Here is a 22,215-nt window from a genome sequence, read left to right as displayed (position 1 = left end):
TAAGGTCCTCATAATTGCACCTTTATATTTTTAAGATTAACAAAAATGGAAAAGAAAGATTTATTAAAAGACACCATCAAACACATCGACATCAAATCGTACGACTCAACGCAATTAATCGACGCGATGCGCGATATGTCATTCACCTCTCGCGATACCGCTCGTGCCGCCGATATCTTGATGAAAATGGTGAAAGAGAAAGAGTGTACTAATATTCTTACCATTGCCGGTAGCACCAGTGCCGCCGGATGTATGCAGGTATACGTGGACATGGTTCGCAACAAAATGGTCGACGTCGTGGTTTCTACCGGGGCCTCCATTATCGATATGGACCTTTTCGAGGCTCTTGGTTTCAAGCACTACAAAGGTAGCCAGGACGTGCCGGATATGCAATTACGCGAACTTTACATTGACCGTATCTACGATACGTTCATCGATGAGGAAGAACTTCAGGCCTGCGACCATACGACTTACGAGATCGCCAACAATTTAGAGCCACGTCCTTACTCTTCCCGCGAGTTCATCTGGGAAATCGGGAAATGGCTGCACGAGGGACATGCCGTGAAAAAAGACAGCTTGATTCAAACATGCTACGAATGCGGAGTACCTATCTTCTGTCCTGCTTTTTCCGATTGTAGCGCCGGATTCGGTATCGGAAAACATCAATGGGAACACCCGGATAAACATGTTTCTATCGACTCCGTGAAAGATTTTATCGAATTGACCAAAATTAAAATCGAAGCAGGAACCACCGGTTTATTCATGGTAGGCGGAGGAACTCCGAAAAACTTTGCACAGGACACGGTTGTATGTGCTGAAATCTTAGGTTACGAAGTACCTATGCATAAATACGCCATCCAAATCACCGTAGCCGATGTTCGGGACGGAGCCTGCTCTTCATCCACATTAAAAGAAGCTTGCTCCTGGGGTAAGGTAGATGTCACCTACGAACAAATGGTATATGCAGAAGGAACCACCGTCATTCCGTTAATCGCCAGCTATATATATCATAGCAATGCATGGAAGGCAAGAGAATACAAAAACTGGAATAGACTATTTGTAAAATAAGTCATTCCCGGTTTTTACCATATAAAACTGTCCCTAATTTATTTTCGGGACAGTTTTTATTTTATCAGGTATTTCCCTTTTTAAGGAATATGGATGGTTAGCGACAAAAAAGAGTGAAATCACTTTCATTTATTTTCCTCATTTCCACATCATTTTTGTGCTGTTATTCTTAAAAAGAATTGAATAAAAAAAGAAATGCCCGTCTCTTTTAACGGAATAACAAATAATCGGTTACCTTCGTAACGACCAACATGTACAACCGAAAAATCATCCATATCGATATGGACGCTTTTTATGCATCCATCGAACAACGCGACCATCCGGAATACCGGGGAAAACCCGTTGTGGTAGGACGTCCGGAAGCCCGGGGAGTCATCGCTGCCGCCAGCTACGAAGCACGTCGGTACGGAATCCATTCGGCCATGTCCTCCATGAAGGCCCTAAAGCTTTGTCCCGACTTGATCTTTATCTCTTCCCGTATGGAGGTATATAAGGCCGTTTCCCGGGAAATCCATCAGATCTTCAGAAAATACACGGACCTGATCGAACCGCTTTCCATCGATGAAGCTTTTTTAGATGTAACCGAAAATAAAAAAGGTATCTTTCTGGCAGTCGACATTGCCAAAGCAATCAAAAAAGAGATCAAGGAAAAATTAGGACTTATCGCTTCGGCTGGAATCTCTTACAATAAGTTTCTGGCAAAAATCGCCTCCGATTACCGGAAACCGGACGGTCTCTACACGATTCATCCGGACAGGGCACTCTCGTTTATCGCGAAGCTCCCTATTGAAGCTTTCTGGGGTATCGGAAAAGTCACAGCCCGAAAAATGCATGAGCTCGGAGTACATACGGGACAGGATTTACAATACTGTTCCCCGGAATTTTTGACACGCAATTTCGGAAAAGCGGGAACGCTCTATTACGATTTCGCTCACGGCATCGATTCCCGTCCCGTGGAACCGCTTAGAATCCGTAAATCGGTAGGATGCGAACAAACTTACGATAAAGACCTGACAACCCATACCGCTCTTATTATAGAGCTCTATCACATCACGAAAGAGCTCATTCGTCGATTGAAAAAAAACAACTTCAAAGGGCATACACTAACCTTAAAAGTAAAATTTCACGATTTTACACAGAAAACCCGCAGTATCAGTTTAAGCAACGAATTGACTACCTTACAAGAGATCCTCCCTTTGGCGAAGAATTTATTGAACGAGTTGAAATTGGAAGACTACCGCATTCGCCTGTTAGGTTTATCCGTTTCCAATCCTTTTGACGGTTCGTCCCCTCACCAACCTACACAACTTAGCTTTAATTTTAAATAATTACGAAAACATTTAGGGCACAGTCTCCGTAAAAGAACACAAGAAACAACTACTCATTAACCGAGATGTAATAGAGTTGTCTTATTTATAAAAACAGAATCCACTACGTTTGTAGTGGATTTCAAACTGAACTTAGACGTTTTTTTTCATAAATTTGTTATTGATACTGTAAGGTCCCTGCTGCGACAGCACGGACCTTTTTCTATCTGCCTAAATTATTCCAAATAAGTATATCCATACAGGCCGGAACGGTAATTAGATAAAAATTCCCGTCCTTCTTCCGCCGATATAATTCCTTTTTTCACTGAACTGGTAACCCAAACCTCTACAGTCCGAGCCATTCGTTTCGGCATAAATTGTACATATTCAAGCACGTCGGCTACCGTCTCTCCCTCGATGATCTTATCGATCACGTACTCGTCTCCCTTCACTTTAATATGCACGGCGTTGGTATCCCCGAAAAGGTTATGCAGGTCTCCCAATATCTCCTGATAAGCCCCGACGAGGAAGACGCCAAAATAATAGGGCTCTTTCCCGTTCAACTCGTGCACGGGCAAATGATAGGAGAAATTACGGGTAGAGATAAAATTATCTATCTTTCCATCCGAATCACAAGTAATATCCTGTATCGTAGCCGATTTGGTCGGTTGCTCGTTCAACCGAGTAATCGGAATAATCGGGAATATCTGATCGATGGCCCAAGAGTCCGGCAAAGACTGGAACAGTGAAAAGTTACAAAAATACTTATCCGGCAAAAGTTTGGAAATCTTTTTCAGTTCATCCGGAGCGTGTTTCGTATTGACAGCCATGTCGTACACGTCACGGGCCACCGACCAGAAAAGACGCTCCACCTGTGCTCTCGTCCGCAAATCTATCAGTCCTAAATTAAAGAGTCCCAAGGCATCCTCCCGGATCTGCATGGCATCGTGCCAAGTTTCAATCAAACGCGGCTGATTCAGGTTTTCCCACAAATCGTAAAGTTCTTTTACCAATTCATGGGCATCCTCCGTTATCTCCTCGTTTTCGTTAAATTCGGGCAAGCTGGTACTGGCCAATGCTTCAAAGACCAATACCGAATGATGAGCCGTTAAAGAACGACCGGATTCCGTGATAACATTGGGTTGCTTCAATTCATTCTTCTCGCAGGCATCGACAATCGCCGAAACCGCATCGTTTACATACTCTTGAATCGAATAGTTCATACTATTCCCACTCGTAGCCGAACGCGTTCCGTCATAGTCCACTCCCAAGCCTCCGCCGATATCAACGAAATCGATATCGTATCCCATGGACTGCAATTGCACGTAAAACTGAGAAGCCTCCTTTAAAGCTGTCTTTATCCGACGGATATTGGTTACCTGACTACCGATATGGAAATGGATCAGCTTAAGACAATCCATCAGTTTGTTCTTTTCCAGGATATCCAGGGCTTCGAGCAATTCACTCGAATTTACGCCGAACTTGCTGACATCGCCCCCGGACTCTTCCCATTTTCCACTTCCAGAACTTGCCAATTTAATCCGGATCCCGATATTGGGACGTATCTTCAATCGTTTGGCAATAGAGGCAATATTCCGAAGTTCGTTTAACTTTTCGACCACCAAAAATATATTCCGTCCCATTTTTTGGGCCAAAAGAGCCAATTCGATATAATTCTCATCCTTATAGCCATTACAAATGATCATGGCATCATCATCGATATCAATAGACAATACCGCGTGTAATTCCGGTTTCGAACCGGCCTCCAATCCGATATTATACTTGGTCCCGTGACTTACAATCTCTTCCACTACCGGACGCATCTGATTCACCTTTATCGGGTAGATAATAAAATTTTTTCCCGTATAACCGTACTCTTTCGCCGCAGCCTCGAAACAATTCGAAATCTTCTCGATCCGGTTATCCAAAATATCCGGGAATCTTAATAATACAGGAGCCGACACGTCACGAACCTGAAGTTCTTCCATCAGTTCTTTCAAATCAATACGGGGCCCTCCCGTTTTAGGGGTCACCGTAACATGTCCTTTCTCGTTGATTGAAAAATAGTTCAGCCCCCAACCGTTGATATTGTACAGTTCGGCCGAATCGTCAATACTCCATTTTCTCATTTCTATGTAAGACCGTTTTAAGATTGATTGTTTGCGCAAATCTACAATATATTTTCAATATTAATACACTTTTCAGACAGATTGTCAGCAGAATATTAGTTACAAATTTTAAATTGCAGACCGTATATTTAAAATTACAACTTAAGCCATCAGCAGCAAGAACAAAACAGTAGTAAAATACGACTATCCGTTTCGATAACGATCAGGGACGACGCGACATGCCATCCAAAAGAAAAACACGCTGTAAATCAGCGTGTTCATTTCTAACGGTCGGGATGACTGGACTCGAACCAGCGGCCTCCACGTCCCGAACGTGGCGCGCTACCAACTGCGCTACATCCCGTTTTCGTTTTGCGAGGGCAAAGATAATAAAAGTCTAAATTAAAATCACTATCTTTGTAGAAATTTTTACCGAATCATCAATTTTTCTTATAATGGACTCAATCAGACAAAATAAAGTAGGACGTTTAATTCAAAAAGACTTAAGCGAAATGTTTCAGAAAGAGTGTAAGGAGTATGCCGTGGGAGCTATTTTATCCGTTACAGCCGTAAGAGTCAGTCCGGATTTATCCTACGCGAGGGTATACCTAAGCATCTTCCCTTCCGAACTGACGGAAAAGGTTCTGAACAGCTTAACGGAAAAAAATAAAAACATCCGTTTTATCCTCGGGAAAAAAATCGGTAAACAGATCCGCATCATTCCCGAACTGAGATTTTTCGTGGACGACAGTCTCGATTATATCGAAAAAATCGACGAACTTTTAAAATAATTTCGATACCTTCGAGTCGAGCCAAATCAAACAGTCGGCGAGGCTGAAACCAAAGCTCTCTTTCATGAATTTATCGGTTTTCATCGCACGGCGATACCTGTTTTCAAAAAAGAAGCAGAATGCCATCAATATTATCTCGATCATCAGCATGATCGGGGTTGCTATCGGTACGGCGGCCCTGATTGTCGTCCTCTCCGTTTTCAACGGGATCGACTTGCTTCTAACCGACGCTACCGATAGTTTTACCCCTGACATCACCGTGTCCCCGGTAAAAGGAAAATTTTTTAAAACGGACTCTTTACTGATAAAGACGTTGAAACACATGGAAGGAATTCGATCCTACGATCCCGTCATAGAAGAAAAAGCTTTGGTAAAGTACGGGAAAAAACTTATGCCTGTAACGGTAAAAGGAGTCGATAAAAATTACAACAAACACACCGGGATAGACCACACGATCTCTACCGGAAAGTACTCCTTAAAAGAAGGAGACAAATACACGGCCGTCCTCGGATATTCGATTGCCGCAACACTCAAGCTCCGAATCGGGCTAACGACGCCCATGACCTTTTATTATCCGGACAAAAACTCCTCTTCGGCGGCATCGTCCCTGAACAGCGAAAACATTTTTCCGATAGCCCTGTTCTCCGCTCAACAGGACATTGACGGCAAATACGTCATCACGGACATCGATTTCGCCCGTACGCTTTTTATGGTACCGGGAGAGATCTCTCAAATCGAAATCAAATTAAACGATCCGGACCGGATCTCTAACATCAAAGCCGAACTCAAGAACGCCATTAACCAACAACAATATAAGGTCGAAGACAAATACGATACCAACCGTTCGTTCTACGCCATGATGAAATCGGAGAAGTTAGCCATCTTCCTGATCCTGCTCTTTATTCTTTTAATCGCCTCTTTCAATATCATCGGGTCCGTATCCATGCTGATCATCGACAAAAAAGAGGATATCGGCATATATCAGGCCCTTGGAATGAGCAGGGAAAAAATCATCTCCATATTCAAATTGGAAGGAAACCTGATTACCGGTATCGGAGCCCTTTTCGGACTTATCGTCGGTTCCTTACTCTGTTTGGGGCAGGAACATTTCGGATGGATTACTTTGGGTGAAGGAAATTACATGATCGATGCCTATCCCGTTAAACTGATAGGTCACGATATATTGATTATCCTGATCTCGGTCATTGCTATCGGTTACCTGGCATCACATTTTCCCGTAAAATACCTTATTCGTAAAATCGTTAAAAATTAATTCCATGAGACCTTATTTCTTTATCGGTTTGCTCTGTTTCCTATTCACCACAGCTTCCGTCCGTAGTTTCGGACAAACAAAAGAGACTCTCGTCCTGATCGAAACCAATATGGGGACGATGAAAGCTAAATTATACAACGACACGCCCATTCACCGGGATCATTTTATCAGACTGGCTAAAGCCGGGCATTATGACGGGACCCTTTTTTACAGAACGATCAAAAACTTTATCATTCAAGGCGGTTCTTCCGACAGCAGGAATGCCGTTCCCGGACAAGTTATCGGATTCGGAAAAGGAGTTATTATCGATGCGGAGATAAAACCGAACCATTACCATAAAAAAGGGGCTTTAGCAGCACCCCGTCAACCGGACCGGGTCAATTTCTTCAAAGAATCGGATATCTCCCAATTTTATATCGTACAAGGGAAAAAATATACTCCCGAGGAGTTAAAGAAAATAGAAAACGCCGTGAACGTTCCGATTAAAAAAGCCATCCAACAGAAATATTTCACGAAAGAAAAAAAAGCTATTTTAGACACGTTGCGCGCGCAGAAAAAAGTGGCGGAATTTCGGGAAATCGCTGAAAAAATAAAAACGGATATTGCTTTCGAATGGAATCTGAATACCGACAAAATCCACATGCCGGAAGATAAGATCGAGGCATACACGACCTTGGGCGGTGTCCATCATTTGGATAAAGAGTATACGGTATTCGGAGAGGTGATCGAAGGCTTGGATGTCATCGACCGTATTGCCGCCTTAAAGACGGACAAGCAAGACCGTCCGCTTACAGACGTAAAAATCATCCGCGTAAAAATCATCGAATAATGATACCACGTAAACAAACCCTGCTATTTAGAAATATCATTTGGGCTCTCGTCATATTTATTCTATGTGCCATGCCCTCCGAGTCGGTTCCCGATCCTCATTTAAACATCCCGCACTTAGACAAAGTCGTACATTTCGGTATGTTTTTTATCATGGCCATTTTTTTATGCAGTGAACTGCATTATCAAACCAGAATACGTACCCATACCATCTTTTGGATAACCGTGATATTCAGCTTCATCTACGGCGGACTGATCGAGATTTTACAGATGACCTATTTCCAACGCGGAGGAGAGTGGGGCGATCTGCTGGCAGACGTATTGGGTGCTGTTGCCGGTTGTTTGCTCTATCCCGCGGTCAAAAGACAAAAAGACAAACTATTATCCCGAATCAAAAACAAGTTCTGATTGCACTCTCGACAATAGAACATTTGGAATTCTCCCCCCATTCGAATAAATTTGTTCCTTGTTTTGAATTTATACCCGTGAAAAAAAACGGAACAAAAGAAGAGTTTTATTCGGATGTATATCAAATCGTAAAAGAGATACCTCCCGGCTTCGTAAGTACTTACGGACAGATTGCCCGCCTGGCCGGACAACCGCAATATTCCAGACGGGTAGGACGGGCTATGTCTCATGCCCCTGCCTCCCTAAATTTACCCTGTCACCGGGTTGTTAACAGTCAAGGGCGCACGGTTCCGGGATGGACGGAACAAAGGGAATCGCTTCTATCGGAAAATATCACTTTCAAATCGAACGGTTGTGTCGATTTAAAAAAACATCTTTGGAGATTATTTTAAGAACACGAACCATGACAGAAAAAGAAAAAATGCTGACCGGAAAGATGTACATCGCCTCCGGGAAAGAGTTGACGGCCGAACGATTACACGCAAGAGAACTTTTGCTCGAATTCAACACTACGCCTCCCCGCGAACAGGAAAAACGGAGCGTTATCCTGAAGCGATTATTAGGAAAGACCGGAACGCAATATTACATAGAACCTCCCTTCCGGTGCGACTACGGCTACAACATTACCATCGGAGAAAACTTTTATGCCAATTATAACTGCACTATTCTGGATTGCGCCGAGGTAAAAATAGGAGATCATGTCCTTTTGGGCCCCAACGTATCCCTTTTTACAGCCGGACACCCGTTAGAAGCAACCGAAAGAAGCAAAGGTCTGGAATACGCTTATCCCATCACGATCGGTAATAACGTATGGATAGGAGGAGGAACGATCATCAATCCGGGTATTACGATCGGGGACAACAGCATCATCGGATCAGGCAGTATCGTCACTAAAAATATTCCGGCGAATGTCCTCGCCGCAGGTAATCCTTGCAGGATCATCCGGCAACTCGGTGAAAACGACGAGGATAAAACGCAAACACGTTAAAAGCGGAGATTCCTCATAAAAATAACCCGCGATAGTGGAAAATAGAAAACTCTTTTTTTTAACTTTGTCCTCCAAGGATTTCAAAATTAGAGAAGATGTTAGACAAGATTAAACAACTCTGCGCCGAAATCGGCAATTTCAGAGCAAGCCACCTTGAAGAAGTGGAACAATTCAGGATTAAACATTTAAGCAAGAAGGGAACGATTGCCGCTCTTTTTGATGACTTTAAAAATGTACCTGTAGAGCAGAAGAAAGAGATAGGACAGGCTTTGAATGAGCTAAAAACGACCGCCATAGCCAAGGTGAACGAGTTGAAGGAGACGCTCTCCAACGTTCAGGAGGGCAAAAGCGACATCGATCTGACCATGCCGGGAGATCCTCTTAAATTAGGAACCCGCCATCCGCTCTCTATCGTAAAAAACGAGATTCTGTCTATCTTTAATAAATTAGGTTTTACCATATCCGAAGGACCGGAGATCGAAGACGATTGGCACAATTTTTCAGCCCTGAACTTCCCGGAAGAACACCCGGCCCGCGATATGCAAGATACCTTTTTCATCCAGAAGAATCCGGATCTGGTATTGCATACCCATACCTCGTCCGTTCAAGTACGGGACATGGAAACCCATGAATTACCGATCCGTTTGGTGACGCCGGGACGCGTGTTCCGTAACGAAGCGATCTCTGCGCGGGCTCACTGCATCTTTCACCAGATCGAGGCCCTTTATATCGATGAAAACGTATCGTTTGCCGATCTGAAACAGACTCTAACCTATTTCGCAAAGGAGTTGTTCGGACCGGAGACCCGAATCCGTCTGAGGCCCTCTTACTTCCCTTTCACGGAACCCTCTGCCGAGATGGATGTATCTTGTACCCTATGTCACGGAAAAGGATGTAACGTGTGTAAAGGAACAGGATGGTTAGAAATATTAGGCTGCGGGATGGTTGATCCCAATGTACTGGAATTAAACGGGATAGACAAAGACAAATATACCGGATTCGCTTTAGGAATGGGCATCGAACGTATCTCCATGTTAAAGTACGGCATCAAAGACCTGCGCCTTTTCTTCGAAAACGATATCCGGTTTTTAGAACAATTTTCCGCCGCGGGAATCTAACTCGATTCTATGATGTTGTGATCAAGGGATTCTGTGATTGAAACTTCTACAATCGCCGAATCGCTTAATCCTTTAATCGTAAAATATATGAACATACTTTTTTGTATCATTTTTTTCTTTTGCTGTCAGCCAAGTAATCCGTTGCAACCGGAGGATCAGGTCGTACTGGACCGTTTCTTTAAATACGCGGAAAAAAACCAACTCTCACGTCTCTCTTTTCAGGAACGAATCGTAAAAACAGGTGAATTTTTTCTGAATACCCCTTACCGGGGAGGCACTCTCGAAGGAAAAGAAAAAGAGCAATTGGTGGTGAATCTGCGGCAGTTGGACTGCGTCACCTTCGTAGACAACGTCATGGCCCTCGCCCTGTTAAAACAATACGATACAGAAGCTTGTAAGGAATTTTTATCCAATCTGCAAAAAATCAGGTACAGAGACCGTAAAATATTGAACTACACTTCCCGATTGCACTACTCTACGGACTGGCTTTACGAAATGCAACGAATCGGGCTCGTCTCGGACGTAACGAAATCAAACGGGGGGATTCCGTTTCCGAACAAAGTCGGCTTTATCTCCCTGAATTACCGGAAATATCCGGCATTGACGAAAGACACCCTCTTACTTCCCGAAATCGCACGAATCGAAAGAACCATTAATGCAAGAAACTATTTTTATATCCCTAAAAAACAAGTAAATGAAAAAGCCGGGCAAATTCAAAACGGAGATATTATACTGATCACGACGAATAAAAAAGGACTTGATACTTCACACGTGGGAATCGCCATTGAAAAGAACGGAAATATCTATCTTTTACACGCCTCTCTTGCCGCTCGGAAAGTAATCCTTTCCGACATTCCCCTCTCCCTCTATTTAAGTCAGATTCCTTCTCATACGGGCATTATGATCGCTCGTCCTTTAAATGTTAACTTAAATTAACATCAGTACGCCCGAACAAATTCTATATTTGGTCAAATTTTTGTAATAAAATTCTCGAAGAGTCAACCAAATGATCGGTTTTCACGTAATTATCCCATATTACTAAAACCGAGAGGTTCTCCTAACATGTATAACCTAAAAAGAGAAAATATGAAAAAACTATTTGTCGGAACATTTCTTTTCATAACGTTTGCTTTCTTAAGCGGATGCGGAAGCAGAAACATTACCCGTGTAAATTCAAACGAAACCATCGATTTAAGCGGAAGGTGGAATGACACGGATTCCCGGTTAGTATCGGAAGAAATGGTTGCCGATCTACTTACCGCCCCCTGGCCTGCCAAATACACGAAAGATACGGGGAAACGCCCTGTTATTGTCGTCGGATTGATCGAAAACAAGAGTCACGAACACATCAATTCCGAAACATTTATCAAAGACATTGAAAAAGCCGTTATCCGGGACGGGAACATCCGTCTTGTGGTTGCCGGAGAGAAACGAAACGAACTCCGGAAAGAACGGGCCGAACAGCAAGATTATTCAGCTCCCGAGACCATCAAAAAATGGGGGCGCGAATTAGGAGCCGACTTTATTCTCCAGGGAACCATCAACAGCATCGTCGATTCCTATAAAAAACAAAAGGTAGTGATGTATCAAATAGACCTGCAACTGACCAATATCGAAACCAATGAAGTAGTTTGGATGGGTGATAAGAAAATCAAGAAGCAGATCAAAGACCGGGTACTTTAAGACTGAAATTATACTCGTTAGGGTTTATTCATGCAAAAGACAGCAGAATACGCGAAAGAAATTCAAAAGCGGAAGTTGGGGTACTTGTTACGCCAACTTGGCTTTTTTACATGTATCTCCCTCTTTTTGCTACCCTCAGGTTGTGCGACCTGGTACCAGCGGACAGCAGAATTTCAATCTGCCGTTACAAGCGGTAATTTTGAAAAAGCGAACAAACTGCTGGCAAAAGACAAAAAGCAAGCCAACGGTAAAAACCGCATACTCTATTACCTGAACAAAGGCTATACGGAATTTATGCTGGGAAACCACGAGGCCAGCAATCAGGCTTTCGAAACCGCAGAGATCCTTACCGACGAACAAACTAAAAATCTATTGAACGAAGCGGCCGTTTTAGTCACCAATCCGGAAGCCAGGCCCTATCATCCCGAAGATTTCGAAGTAATCATGATCAACTATTACAAAGCGTTGAATTACCTCGAGATGAATGACATGGAGGGAGCTTTGGTGGAAGTCCGGAAAATCAATATCAAACTCAATCAATTAAACGACAAATACCCGGACAACAAAAATCGCTACCAGCAAGACGCTTTTGCCCACCTGTTGATGGGACTGATTTACGATGCCGCGGGAGATATCAACAATGCCTTCATCGCTTACCGGAATGCTTATGAAGTATATCAAACCGATTACGTGAAAAATTTCGGGGTATATCCTCCCGAACAGTTGAAAAAGGATTTGCTCCGGACAGCTTACAGATGCGGCTTTACGGACGAACTGCGGAAATACGAGAAGGTATTCGATATAACCTACACGCCTTCGGCGGACCCGACTTACGGAGAACTGGTCTTTTTCTGGTTAAACGGATTCGGTCCGGTAAAATCCGAATGGAGTCTTAATTTTGCCAAGCAAAAACGAGGAGACGGAGCTATTGTCTTTTACAACCAGGAACTCGGACTCGCATTCCCCTTTTTTATCGGCAACCTGAACGACAACGAAAAGCAATCTTTAGCCGACCTTCAAGTAGTGCGGGTCGTATTTCCCAAATACATGAAGCGCAATCCGCTCTACTCCAAAGGTTCGATTACCCTTTCGGGACAAGTTTACCCTTTTGAGTTAGCAGAAGATATCAATGAAATCGCTTTTAAAACCTTACACGATCGTATGGTGCGGGAACTCTCCAACTCCTTGTTGCGGGTAGCGACCAAAAAAGGAATCGAGTACGCGGCACGGAAACAAAACGAGTGGTTAGGCTTCGCTGTCGGATTAGCCAACGCGATCACGGAGAAAGCGGATACCCGGAACTGGCAAACTCTTCCCTACTCCGTATATTACGCCCGTATTCCTCTCTCTTCGGGAGAAAACCGGATCGATCTCCGTTTTTCCTCCGACAAAGCAGCTCCCCTTATCCAGCCGATAACCGTCGAAAGCCACTCCCGTAAAACCCATTTCCGCGTATTCCAAACCATGGATATTCAGAACAATCATTAAAACTCTTGTCGCCATCGTTCGAACGATTACGGAGCTTGATTATTTACGCCATAGGGAAATCATCACAATACATATAAACACGACAACAATACGTGCATTTTTGATTATTATTCAAATAAAAACGGGGTAAAGCCAATTTTCGCTTTACCCCGTTTCTATATAAATTCGAGAAATTATTTTTTCATAATCTCTACAAAATAGTCGTAGAACAAAGGAATCGTGGTGATACCGTTGAAGAACTGCTCCAGAGGATAGTTTTCGTTCGGAGAGTGAATCGCATCAGAACCTAATCCGAATCCCATCAAAACGGACTTGATGCCCAATACCTCTTCAAAAGTAGCAATGATCGGAATACTACCGCCTGAACGTACCGGGACCGGCATTTTACCGTATACCTGTTCATAGGCTTTTTCGGCAGCCTTATAAGCCGGCAGGTCGATCGGACACACGTAAGAGGGGCCTCCATGCAAATATTCCACCTTCACGGTCACATAATCCGGAGCGATCGATTCGAAATACTCTTTGAAAAGTTCGGCAATCTTCTCGTACTTTTGATTGGGAACCAAACGACAACTGATTTTAGCATAAGCTTTGGAAGGCAAAACCGTTTTGGCTCCCTCTCCCGTGTAACCGCCCCATATTCCGCACACGTCGAAAGTCGGACGGATTCCCGTGCGTTCGTTGGTCGTGAATCCCTCTTCGCCTTTCACCTCCTTGATCCCTAACGACTCTTTATATTTTTCGAGATCGAACGGAGCTTTAGCCATTTTGGCTCTCTCCTCGGCACTCACCTCCAACACGTCGTCATAAAATCCCGGAATCGTAATATGTCCTTTCTCATCTTGCATATCGGCTATCATCTTGCAAAGCACGTTAATCGGATTGGCCACGGCTCCGCCGAAAATTCCGGAATGCAAATCGGCATTCGGTCCGGTAACTTCCACCTGCCAATAAGCCAATCCCCGCAACCCGGTCGTGATAGAAGGGATATCCCGGGCAATCATACTGGTATCGGAAACCAAAATAACATCGGCTTTCAACATATCCTTATGATCCCGGCAAAATTTAGGTAAACTCGGGGAACCGATCTCCTCTTCCCCTTCGATCATAAACTTCACGTTACATTTCAACTTTCCGGTCTTTACCATATATTCGAACGCTTTGGCGTGCATAAAGGATTGTCCTTTGTCGTCATCCGATCCGCGGGCCCAAATCTTCCCGTCCTTAATCACCGGTTCAAAAGGTTTCGTATGCCATAAATCCACAGGATCTACCGGCATCACGTCCATATGTCCGTACACCAATACAGTAGGAAGAGAGGGATCTATGATCTTTTCGCCGTACGCTACCGGATTTCCTTCGGTTTCATAAACTTCCGCCCGGTCAGCCCCGGCTGCCAGCATCAGTTTTGTCCATTGTTCGGCACAACGGTACATATCCGGTTTGTGTTCCGCCAACGAAGAGATCGACGGGATACGAATCAATTCAAAAAGTTCATTTAAAAAGCGCTCTTTGTTTTCCTCGATGTAATTTTTGACAGCTTCCATTTAATTTACATATTATATTAATAATTGATTGATTTACGACTTTACGGTGGTAAATATAACAAAAACAAATGAAAAGAAAGGAATGAATAATTTCCAAAATCAATACTTAGTTTTCGATTAATTTCATACTTTTGCCAAGTGTTTCAACTAAGAATTAAAATCTATGCCAAATTTTCCCGAAATCAAAGTTTTCGCCGGAGAACAGAGTACCTATCTCGCTGATAGCATCGCTCATTCTTTAGGGCTTGAACTTGGTAAAAAGAGTTTTACGAAATTCAGTGACGGAGAATTCGTCACTTCTTTCGATGAAACGGTGAGAGGAGAGCATGTCTATCTTGTTCAATCTACCTTCCCGCCAAGTGATAATCTCATGGAGTTACTTTTAATGATCGATGCGGCCAAGAGAGCATCAGCTTACAAGGTTATCGCGGTAATTCCTTACTTCGGTTTTGCCCGCCAAGACCGGAAAGACAAACCGCGCGTGGCGATCGGAGCTAAATTGGTTGCCAACATGCTTCAGGCGGCCGGTGTAGATCGAATCATCACGATGGATCTTCATGCGGATCAGATTCAAGGTTTTTTCGACATTCCGGTAGATCACCTTTACGGTTCCACTGTTTTGGTTCCATACATCAAATCATTGGGACTGAAAGATCTATCCATTGCTTCTCCTGATATCGGGGGAGCCAAAAGAGCCAACTCCTGGGCAAAACATTTTGATTCGGGACTGATCATCTGTCACAAAACCCGGATCAGAGCCAACGAAGTGGCCGATATGAAGGTGATAGGAGACGTGGAAGGTAAAAATATTATCGTGGTCGACGACATGATCGATACGGCAGGTACTATCTGCAAGGCCGCCGACATGTTGGTTGACAAAGGCGCTGCCAGCGTACGCGCTGTCGCAACCCACGCCGTACTTTCCGGTAAAGCATACGAAAATATCGAAAAATCCAAATTGACGGAGATCATTTTCACGGATTCCATTCCGCAGAAACAACCCTGCTCCAAAATCAAGGTTTTACCGATTGCCCCGATGTTTGCCGACACGATCCGCAACATTTACGAACATAAATCCATCAGCGACAGTTTTATCATGTAAGCTGTCCGGAACAAAAATAGAGACAGCCCGGTAGAAACCGGGCTGTTTTGTTATTTTACAATGCCTTATTTCCTATTGTGGATTAAAAATATAGATTACTTCTCCTAATATATATCCTCTCCCTCCAAGAGAAACTCCAATTCCATTTGCAATAGATCCTGGCAAATCCGTTATCTTTTGCCAAATATCCTTTCTTGGATCATATCCCCAACAAGAAAAAAGTTCTTTTCCAAACACATCGACACCCGACACGAGGTAGGCATAATCTTTACCTTTCACGTTTAATACAAAAGCCGAAGCATATTTCCGGGAAACTTCCGCCGCTTCCCCCTCTAAAGGACTCATAAAGGACCACTTTTTCGCACCAGAAGAAAATTTATATATACCTTGAAACAGCCAAGGAGCCCATTCTCCAGCCCTTCCTCCTGTACAAATATAGGCATTCCCATCCGCAACAAAAGCTACAGCTCCAGTCATAGGAGTTTCTAAAGACTCAAATGGTTTCCACCCCACGCCCGATTCAAACGTGTACACATCAAAAAAAATATTTTTCCCGTTATCTCCGGTACCTACATATCCCTTTCCGTCTAAAGTAAATGCCACAGCTCCTCTACGAGCGATCCCAGGAAATTTAAACACCAAAGGCTCCGGTTCCCAACGTTCTGTCTTTATGTCGAATACCCAAAAATCATCATAATAAACCTCTTCCTTTTTTTCATTTTCCGCATAGCCCAACCCTACATAAGCTTTTGATCCAAGGACAAAAGCAACAGCTCCTTTCCGCGGCTTCCCAGGAAAAACAGCGACTAATCTCCATTCCTCTTCCTCGCCGTTAAGAGTATAGCGCAAAAAATAGGGACTTGTCATTTTATTCCAATTAGCCATTCCGAATCCAACATAAAGCGTATCCTTAAATGTAAAAGAGACCCCTTCTTTAAAACAAATTGGAAACTGGGGATCCATAAATTTCTGTTGCCATACTCCTTTAGGCACCACACCCGCATCATTATCTTTATTACAAGAAATTTGAGCGAACAACAAAATACCGATAAATATGAAAAAAGAATAGATTTTCATCATATTAAAATATCATGGAATAAGCTCTTCCAATATCCCACCATCCACAGGAGGAACCGAACTTCCGTTAACAAACGTGTAAAAAAACGGTCCACTTGTTGGTGTTTGTCGTTCTCCTCTAAATGCAACTCGAAGTTGAAAAGTAGAAGATTCGTCTACTCGTGTTATTCTATATATAATACACTCAAACCAAGATAAATAAGGAAATTCATCTGTTGATTCCAATATTGTTTTACCGGCAACAACCATTTTATAGGGTAAATAAACCGTATAATAATCATCATAGCCCAATGCATCTCCCCTTTGTTGAAAAGAATCATTAACTCCTGCTGTTTGAGTACCAAACATAAAATTATAACTATAATTTATTACCTTAAAACTATATGAATTTGTTCCTGGTATTGGTTCTTGCCCTATTGCACGACAATATGTTTCTCTTGTATATCCATGTTGAGCTATTAAAAGATTTGTTTTATCATAAAAGATCACAACAACCCTCTCATTATAAGGACTAATCCCATAAACACCTTTAGTTATATTATAAAAAGTTATCGGATAAGTAGTACGAGCTAATGGCTCTTCAATAGACGTATCTTTTTGACTATAATCTGTAACAAAAATTCTGCGAGATTCGTCTGAACTCGTATAATTATTCAACTCGGTATATCTATTTATGTCACCACCAATCCATATTTTCAAATATTTAGGAGTTACTTGATAGATCGTATCTCCAACAGCAAAATACCCTTTTTCATTCAAAACTTTAGCGTAGTAAGGAGTAGCTAAATTAAGATCATAAGAGGTTGAGCCGTCATTATAAAATACTTCTTTGATAAAATCTTCTTTTAAATACTTATAATAAAGCTTACTATGCTTAATAGCTTTTCCCAAATCTACCTCATTAAGAGTTCTTAAATAATCAATTTGACCACTTTCCGCTTCAATAATTTCATCCATGACATCACGCTGAGATCTAAACGTCATAATAAATGGATCGTAGTTAATTGATTGCTTTCCATTTATAATTGCCTCTAAAACTTTATAGTTAGAAATAATCATTGTACTTCGTTTTGAGCCTTATTATCTTGTGGCTTTATTTCATTAATATTGTCCGAACAAGATAAAATACAAAATAAGATACTATATAAGCAAATAAGAATCACTCTATTTTTTAATATTTTCATAACTTGTTAATTTTATAAGTTAATAATGAAATCCTACCGTTTGCATTTTTCTCCTTTCCTATAAAAACGGCTTTTATATTATTTAACAATACCCGCAATGCAAATATAGTATAATGTTATTACAATATATGCAATGATGTTATATTAATTAAAATATTAATATATCGTGGATCAATATAGAATCTAATATGATTATATTAATTTTGAAGTATCAGGAAATCGTTATAGGTTCTCCCAAATGGCGGGGTCCTTTACCGAACAAAAGGTCGACAAACACTTTTACCCGGGCTAAAAGTTCACGCGTATTGGTTTTTAATCCGCTATAGGCATCCACGTCCGTAGCGTTAAACCCGACAGCCTCTATACCGTTATATTTGGCTATATACAGAGCCCGCTCGTTATGAAAACGTTGGGAAATAATTGTAAAACGATCTTGTCCGAATACTTTTTTAGCCCTTACGACGGAGTCCAACGTACGTATCCCCGCAAAATCCATCACGATGACACTGTCCGGAACTCCTTTCGCCAACAAGGCTTTCCGCATCTCTACCGGTTCATTGTAATTCCGTTGCCTATTGTCTCCGCTTACCAAAATACGTTCGATCTTCCCGCTACGATACAAAAAAACGGCCGCTTCGATACGATAATCAAAATACCGGTTTGCCTTTCCTCCCTTAAGTTTCGGAGAAGTCCCCAATAACAACCCCACTCGATTCGCCGGAATCTCTATGACATTCCCGTATACCCGACCTTCCGCCGACTTTTCGATGATCCAATTACACGCAAAAATAATTCCCGTAATCATCAACAGCAATATCAAAAAACAAAATCCCAATCGTTTCATCCAGTTCATGATACAGAGTTTAGAAACAAGAATCGGTATATTCCGACCAAAATTAAATATATATTTTCACGAAACAAAGGTTCATAAAACTTATATTCTTCTTTTTCCGTATAAACAATAATAATTATAAATTATGAAAACAATATTACACAAAGCAGCAACAAGAGGTTTTTTCGACCATGGTTGGTTGAAAACTCATCATACATTCAGTTTTGCAGATTACTACGATCCGGAAAGAATTAATTTCGGAGCTCTGCGGGTATTGAATGACGATAAAATCGCGGGAGGGACCGGTTTCGGTCTACATCCACACCAGAATATGGAAGTTGTCTCCATTCCTTTGAAAGGAGCCTTAGAACACAAAGACAGTTTAGGACACGCCTCCGTTATAAAGGAAGGGGAGATACAAGCGATGAGTGCCGGAACCGGTATCCGCCATAGCGAATACAATAAAAACAATAATACCCCTGCTGAATTTTTACAAATATGGGTTATACCCGATCGTATGAATGTATCTCCAAGATATGAAAATGCCGTTATTGCCGATTTACTCAAGAAAAACGAGATTACGGAAATCGTTTCTCCTTATCCCGGAGACGGCAAAGGATTATGGATATACCAACAAGCCTGGTTCTCTATCGGAGAGTTGGAAAAAAACACATTACAGGGTTATAAATTAAAATCGCCCAACAGTTTAGGCGTTTACGCCTTCCTCATCGAAGGGAAAGCCACGGTCGCCGGAAAAGAGCTGGAAAAACGGGACGGATTAGGTATATACGATACAGAAAGTTTTGAAATCAAAGCAAACGAATATACCAAAATCCTACTCATCGAAGTTCCACCATACAGCTAAACAAGCTACAAATTGTAAATTTATTTTAGATCGACGATTAAGCCTCGGATTCTGTGATTAAGCGATCGATCTTAATCACAGAATCAAAAAATTCTTGTGCCGCACAAGACCATTGCGATTCAAAAAAGAACCGGATCATTACCTTCATTTTTAAACTAAACATCCTACTTTCCCAATTGAACATATAAAGTTATCCGGCATGACTACGAAAGAAATAAAACAATTAATCGCCTTTCAGGTCAATGAAGCGACTGAAAATATCATCTACCGGCGTTTAGCAAAAATACAGAAGAAAGAACATAACCGGCATGTACTGGAAGGCCTTTCTCGAGAGGAGTTAAGGCATTACCACACCCTCCAAAAGTTCACCGGAAAAACTCCCGGACCCAATCGTTGGCGAATTTTCTGGTACGTTACCATTGCTCGCCTGTTTGGTTTAATTTTCGGTATCAAGTTAATGGAAAAAGGAGAGATCCGCACCCGACTTACTTATCGCCAATGGGAAGAGATCGAAGAATTACAGGTTATGGCAAAAGAGGAAGAAGAACATGAAAACAAACTGATTTCCTTAATCGATGAAGAGGGATTAAATTACATGAGTGCCGTCGTTTTAGGTTTAAACGACGCCCTGGTGGAATTCACGGGAGCATTAGCCGGTTACACCTTTGCCTTACAACATCCCAAATTAGTCGCCCTCACCGGAGGGATCACGGGTATTGCCGCGGCTCTCTCCATGGCAGCCTCGGAGTATCTCTCAACCCGGGCCGACAACGACGGGAAAAACGCAGTCAAAGCTTCCGTTTATACCGGCATCGCTTACCTCATTACAGTCATTGCGTTGATCCTTCCTTTCGTCCTTATGCAGAATGTCTACTGGGCATTAGGCATCTGTTTGCTCAGCGCCCTATCAATCATTGCCATTTTCAATTATTATTACTCTATTGTCCGCTCCGAAAGATTTGGACATCGATTTGCAGAAATGGCAATCATCAGTCTTGGAATAGCTGCCGTCAGCTTTGGAATCGGTTATGCCTTACGAATATTTACAGGCATCGAACTATAGACTCCGGATCTTCTCTTTCGAATCAGCCACAACCCGCCAAAGCACAACAAACCGTTAAGCAAAAGTATTTCAAACCCGAAACGATACCCGAAAAGAAGCTGTTCCGAATAACAATTGATTCCAAAAGAGAGCAGCGGGGAGAGCAGGCATACCCAGGGCAAATAGGTCTCTTTTACAGCATATTTCGTTGTTAATCCGAATGTAAAAAGTCCCAGTATAGGACCGTAAGTATATCCCACGGCTTTCAATACCGCCGAAACCACGCTGCTGTTATTCAACTCCCTGAAAAGGATCACGACCAAACACATCAGCAAGGAAAAAAACACGTGTACCATCATCCGTTTACGCCGTTGAGTTACCTCCCGAGGTGTCAGTTTTAAAAAATCGATACAAAAAGAAGTGGTTAGCGCCGTTAATGAAGAATCGACAGAGGAGTAAGCAGCAGCCGTGATTCCCAGCAGAAAAAACAAAGAGGCAACAGCCCCGAAATAGTTCAAGGACAAAAACGGGAAAAGATCATCCGATTTTTCGGGAGGGTCGATTCCGTTAGCTCCCGCGTACAAGTAAAGCAAAGCTCCCAAAAAGAGAAAAAGAAGATTCGTGACCAAAAACAAAAAGGAAAAAGAAAACATATTTATCTTACAGTCCCTTAATGTTCTGCACGTCAAACTCTTTTGCATCATATTCTGATCCAACCCGTTAATTGATACGGTAATGGCGACTCCTGCCAAGAACTGTTTCCAGACATTATGGCCCGACCTCCAATCCCAGTCGAAAACCCGGGAAAAAGAACTCTCCTTCACTTTTTCAATAGCAGTCAAAAAGCTAAAGTCCAACGCCCGGTTAATGACACAAATGGTCAACACCACGGACACTAACATAAAAACAGTCTGTAACGTATCCGTCCAGACAATCGTCTTTATCCCCCCACGCACCGTGTATATCCATACCAATCCGACCGTAATGAATACCGTCACCCAAAAGGGAATTCCCATCGCATCAAAAAGCGCCAACTGCAATACCCCAACCACAAGGAACAAACGAAAGGAAGACCCCAAAAGCTGGGACACGATAAAGAAAAAAGATCCCGTCAACCGGGCTTTCTCCCCGAAACGATCCCCCAGCCAGGAATAAATAGAGATCAAGTTTAACCGATAAAACAGGGGTAAAAGCACGATGCCGATAATGATATACCCCACACAATTACCCATCACTAAGGTCAAATAAGTCCAATCGCTACTACCCACCTCTCCCGGAATGGAAATAAACGTGACACCGGATAAAGAGGTTCCGACCATACCGAAAGCGACCAAGTACCAGGGAGAATTCCGGTTTGCCGTAAAAAAAGATTCGCTATTCAGTTTACGAGTCGTAAAAAAACCGACAATGATCAACAAAACGAAATAGGACAAGAGAATTGTCAATACCACACCCGACGTCATTTGAAATAAATTTGTATTTGGACAAAACTACGAAATAATTAAA

General features: G+C 42.4%; 21 protein-coding genes and 1 tRNA gene. 15 read left to right on the top strand and 7 right to left on the bottom strand.

What is annotated here, in order from left to right:
• Positions 1-45: 45 nt before the first annotated feature.
• Entirely contained in the window at positions 46-1,068 is a 1,023-nt protein-coding gene (locus tag NVS78_RS03220) for a 1,9-bis(guanidino)-5-aza-nonane synthase (RefSeq protein WP_286357895.1), read from the top strand.
• A gap of 251 nt (positions 1,069-1,319) precedes the next feature.
• Positions 1,320-2,396: a DNA polymerase IV gene (dinB, locus tag NVS78_RS03215; RefSeq protein ID WP_286357894.1), complete on the top strand. Its 1,077-nt coding sequence runs from the start codon at positions 1,320-1,322 to the stop codon at positions 2,394-2,396.
• A gap of 215 nt (positions 2,397-2,611) precedes the next feature.
• On the opposite strand, the gene speA is transcribed toward dinB, so the two are convergent.
• Complete coding sequence (gene speA, locus NVS78_RS03210) at positions 2,612-4,504, bottom strand: biosynthetic arginine decarboxylase (RefSeq protein WP_286357893.1); 1,893 nt, start codon at positions 4,502-4,504, stop codon at positions 2,612-2,614.
• Positions 4,505-4,774: 270 nt separating this feature from the next.
• Positions 4,775-4,847, bottom strand: a tRNA-Pro gene (locus NVS78_RS03205).
• A gap of 91 nt (positions 4,848-4,938) precedes the next feature.
• Here NVS78_RS03205 and rbfA point away from each other — a divergent pair.
• From rbfA to NVS78_RS03155, 10 genes are all read left to right on the top strand, one after another.
• Complete coding sequence (rbfA, locus tag NVS78_RS03200; protein ID WP_286357892.1) at positions 4,939-5,274, top strand: 30S ribosome-binding factor RbfA; 336 nt, start codon at positions 4,939-4,941, stop codon at positions 5,272-5,274.
• A 64-nt stretch (positions 5,275-5,338) separates the two neighbouring features.
• Positions 5,339-6,547, top strand: coding sequence for an ABC transporter permease (locus NVS78_RS03195; protein ID WP_286357891.1), 1,209 nt, complete (start codon positions 5,339-5,341; stop codon positions 6,545-6,547).
• Positions 6,548-6,551: 4 nt separating this feature from the next.
• Positions 6,552-7,376 carry a peptidylprolyl isomerase gene (locus tag NVS78_RS03190; protein ID WP_286357890.1) on the top strand — a complete coding sequence of 275 codons (825 nt, stop codon included), beginning with the start codon at positions 6,552-6,554 and terminating at the stop codon, positions 7,374-7,376.
• Positions 7,376-7,783, top strand: a complete 408-nt coding sequence (locus NVS78_RS03185; RefSeq protein ID WP_041503262.1) for a VanZ family protein — start codon at positions 7,376-7,378, stop codon at positions 7,781-7,783. Before NVS78_RS03190 ends, NVS78_RS03185 begins: the two co-directional genes overlap by 1 nt.
• A gap of 77 nt (positions 7,784-7,860) precedes the next feature.
• On the top strand, positions 7,861-8,175 hold the full coding sequence (locus NVS78_RS03180) for an MGMT family protein (protein WP_286357889.1): 315 nt from the start codon (positions 7,861-7,863) through the stop codon (positions 8,173-8,175).
• An 11-nt stretch (positions 8,176-8,186) separates the two neighbouring features.
• Entirely contained in the window at positions 8,187-8,771 is a 585-nt protein-coding gene (locus NVS78_RS03175; RefSeq protein WP_286357888.1) for a sugar O-acetyltransferase, read from the top strand.
• Positions 8,772-8,866: 95 nt separating this feature from the next.
• Positions 8,867-9,889, top strand: a complete 1,023-nt coding sequence (gene pheS / locus NVS78_RS03170) for a phenylalanine--tRNA ligase subunit alpha (RefSeq protein WP_286357887.1) — start codon at positions 8,867-8,869, stop codon at positions 9,887-9,889.
• A gap of 87 nt (positions 9,890-9,976) precedes the next feature.
• A complete protein-coding gene (locus tag NVS78_RS03165) occupies positions 9,977-10,825 on the top strand; it encodes an N-acetylmuramoyl-L-alanine amidase-like domain-containing protein (RefSeq protein ID WP_286357886.1) in 849 nt (282 codons plus the stop codon).
• Between the two features lie 150 nt (positions 10,826-10,975).
• A complete protein-coding gene (locus NVS78_RS03160) occupies positions 10,976-11,572 on the top strand; it encodes a penicillin-binding protein activator LpoB (protein ID WP_286357885.1) in 597 nt (198 codons plus the stop codon).
• A gap of 30 nt (positions 11,573-11,602) precedes the next feature.
• Positions 11,603-13,060, top strand: coding sequence for a COG3014 family protein (locus tag NVS78_RS03155; protein WP_286357884.1), 1,458 nt, complete (start codon positions 11,603-11,605; stop codon positions 13,058-13,060).
• Between the two features lie 173 nt (positions 13,061-13,233).
• Here NVS78_RS03155 and NVS78_RS03150 read toward each other — a convergent pair whose 3' ends face one another.
• The gene (locus NVS78_RS03150; RefSeq protein ID WP_286357883.1) at positions 13,234-14,607 is read right to left on the bottom strand and encodes a dipeptidase; all 1,374 of its coding nucleotides are present in this window, start codon (positions 14,605-14,607) and stop codon (positions 13,234-13,236) included.
• A gap of 163 nt (positions 14,608-14,770) precedes the next feature.
• On the opposite strand from NVS78_RS03150, the gene NVS78_RS03145 reads away from it, so the two are divergent.
• On the top strand, positions 14,771-15,709 hold the full coding sequence (locus NVS78_RS03145; protein WP_041503250.1) for a ribose-phosphate pyrophosphokinase: 939 nt from the start codon (positions 14,771-14,773) through the stop codon (positions 15,707-15,709).
• A gap of 72 nt (positions 15,710-15,781) precedes the next feature.
• Here the strand turns inward: NVS78_RS03145 and NVS78_RS03140 are convergent, their stop codons facing one another.
• The 3 genes from NVS78_RS03140 to NVS78_RS03130 form a co-directional block, all read right to left on the bottom strand.
• On the bottom strand, positions 15,782-16,789 hold the full coding sequence (locus tag NVS78_RS03140; RefSeq protein WP_286357882.1) for a Kelch repeat-containing protein: 1,008 nt from the start codon (positions 16,787-16,789) through the stop codon (positions 15,782-15,784).
• Positions 16,790-16,798: 9 nt separating this feature from the next.
• The gene (locus NVS78_RS03135; protein ID WP_286357881.1) at positions 16,799-17,845 is read right to left on the bottom strand and encodes a hypothetical protein; all 1,047 of its coding nucleotides are present in this window, start codon (positions 17,843-17,845) and stop codon (positions 16,799-16,801) included.
• 336 nt (positions 17,846-18,181) lie between these two features.
• Positions 18,182-18,823, bottom strand: a complete 642-nt coding sequence (locus tag NVS78_RS03130) for a SanA/YdcF family protein (protein ID WP_434802116.1) — start codon at positions 18,821-18,823, stop codon at positions 18,182-18,184.
• 124 nt (positions 18,824-18,947) lie between these two features.
• Here NVS78_RS03130 and NVS78_RS03125 point away from each other — a divergent pair, with 124 nt between their 5' ends.
• On the top strand, positions 18,948-19,667 hold the full coding sequence (locus tag NVS78_RS03125) for a pirin family protein (protein WP_041503248.1): 720 nt from the start codon (positions 18,948-18,950) through the stop codon (positions 19,665-19,667).
• 199 nt (positions 19,668-19,866) lie between these two features.
• Positions 19,867-20,730: a VIT1/CCC1 transporter family protein gene (locus tag NVS78_RS03120; protein WP_286357880.1), complete on the top strand. Its 864-nt coding sequence runs from the start codon at positions 19,867-19,869 to the stop codon at positions 20,728-20,730.
• On the opposite strand, the gene NVS78_RS03115 is transcribed toward NVS78_RS03120, so the two are convergent.
• Positions 20,694-22,160: a sodium:solute symporter gene (locus NVS78_RS03115; protein WP_286357879.1), complete on the bottom strand. Its 1,467-nt coding sequence runs from the start codon at positions 22,158-22,160 to the stop codon at positions 20,694-20,696. The two genes, NVS78_RS03120 and NVS78_RS03115, sit on opposite strands and share 37 nt — an antisense overlap.
• Positions 22,161-22,215: the final 55 nt, after the last annotated feature.

It is taken from the genome of Gabonibacter chumensis (genome assembly GCF_024741215.1).
Classification (GTDB): Bacteria; Bacteroidota; Bacteroidia; order Bacteroidales; family Marinifilaceae; genus Gabonibacter; species Gabonibacter massiliensis.
The sequence above is the reverse complement of the archived record's forward strand: the minus strand, read 5'-3'. Positions and strand labels throughout refer to the sequence as shown.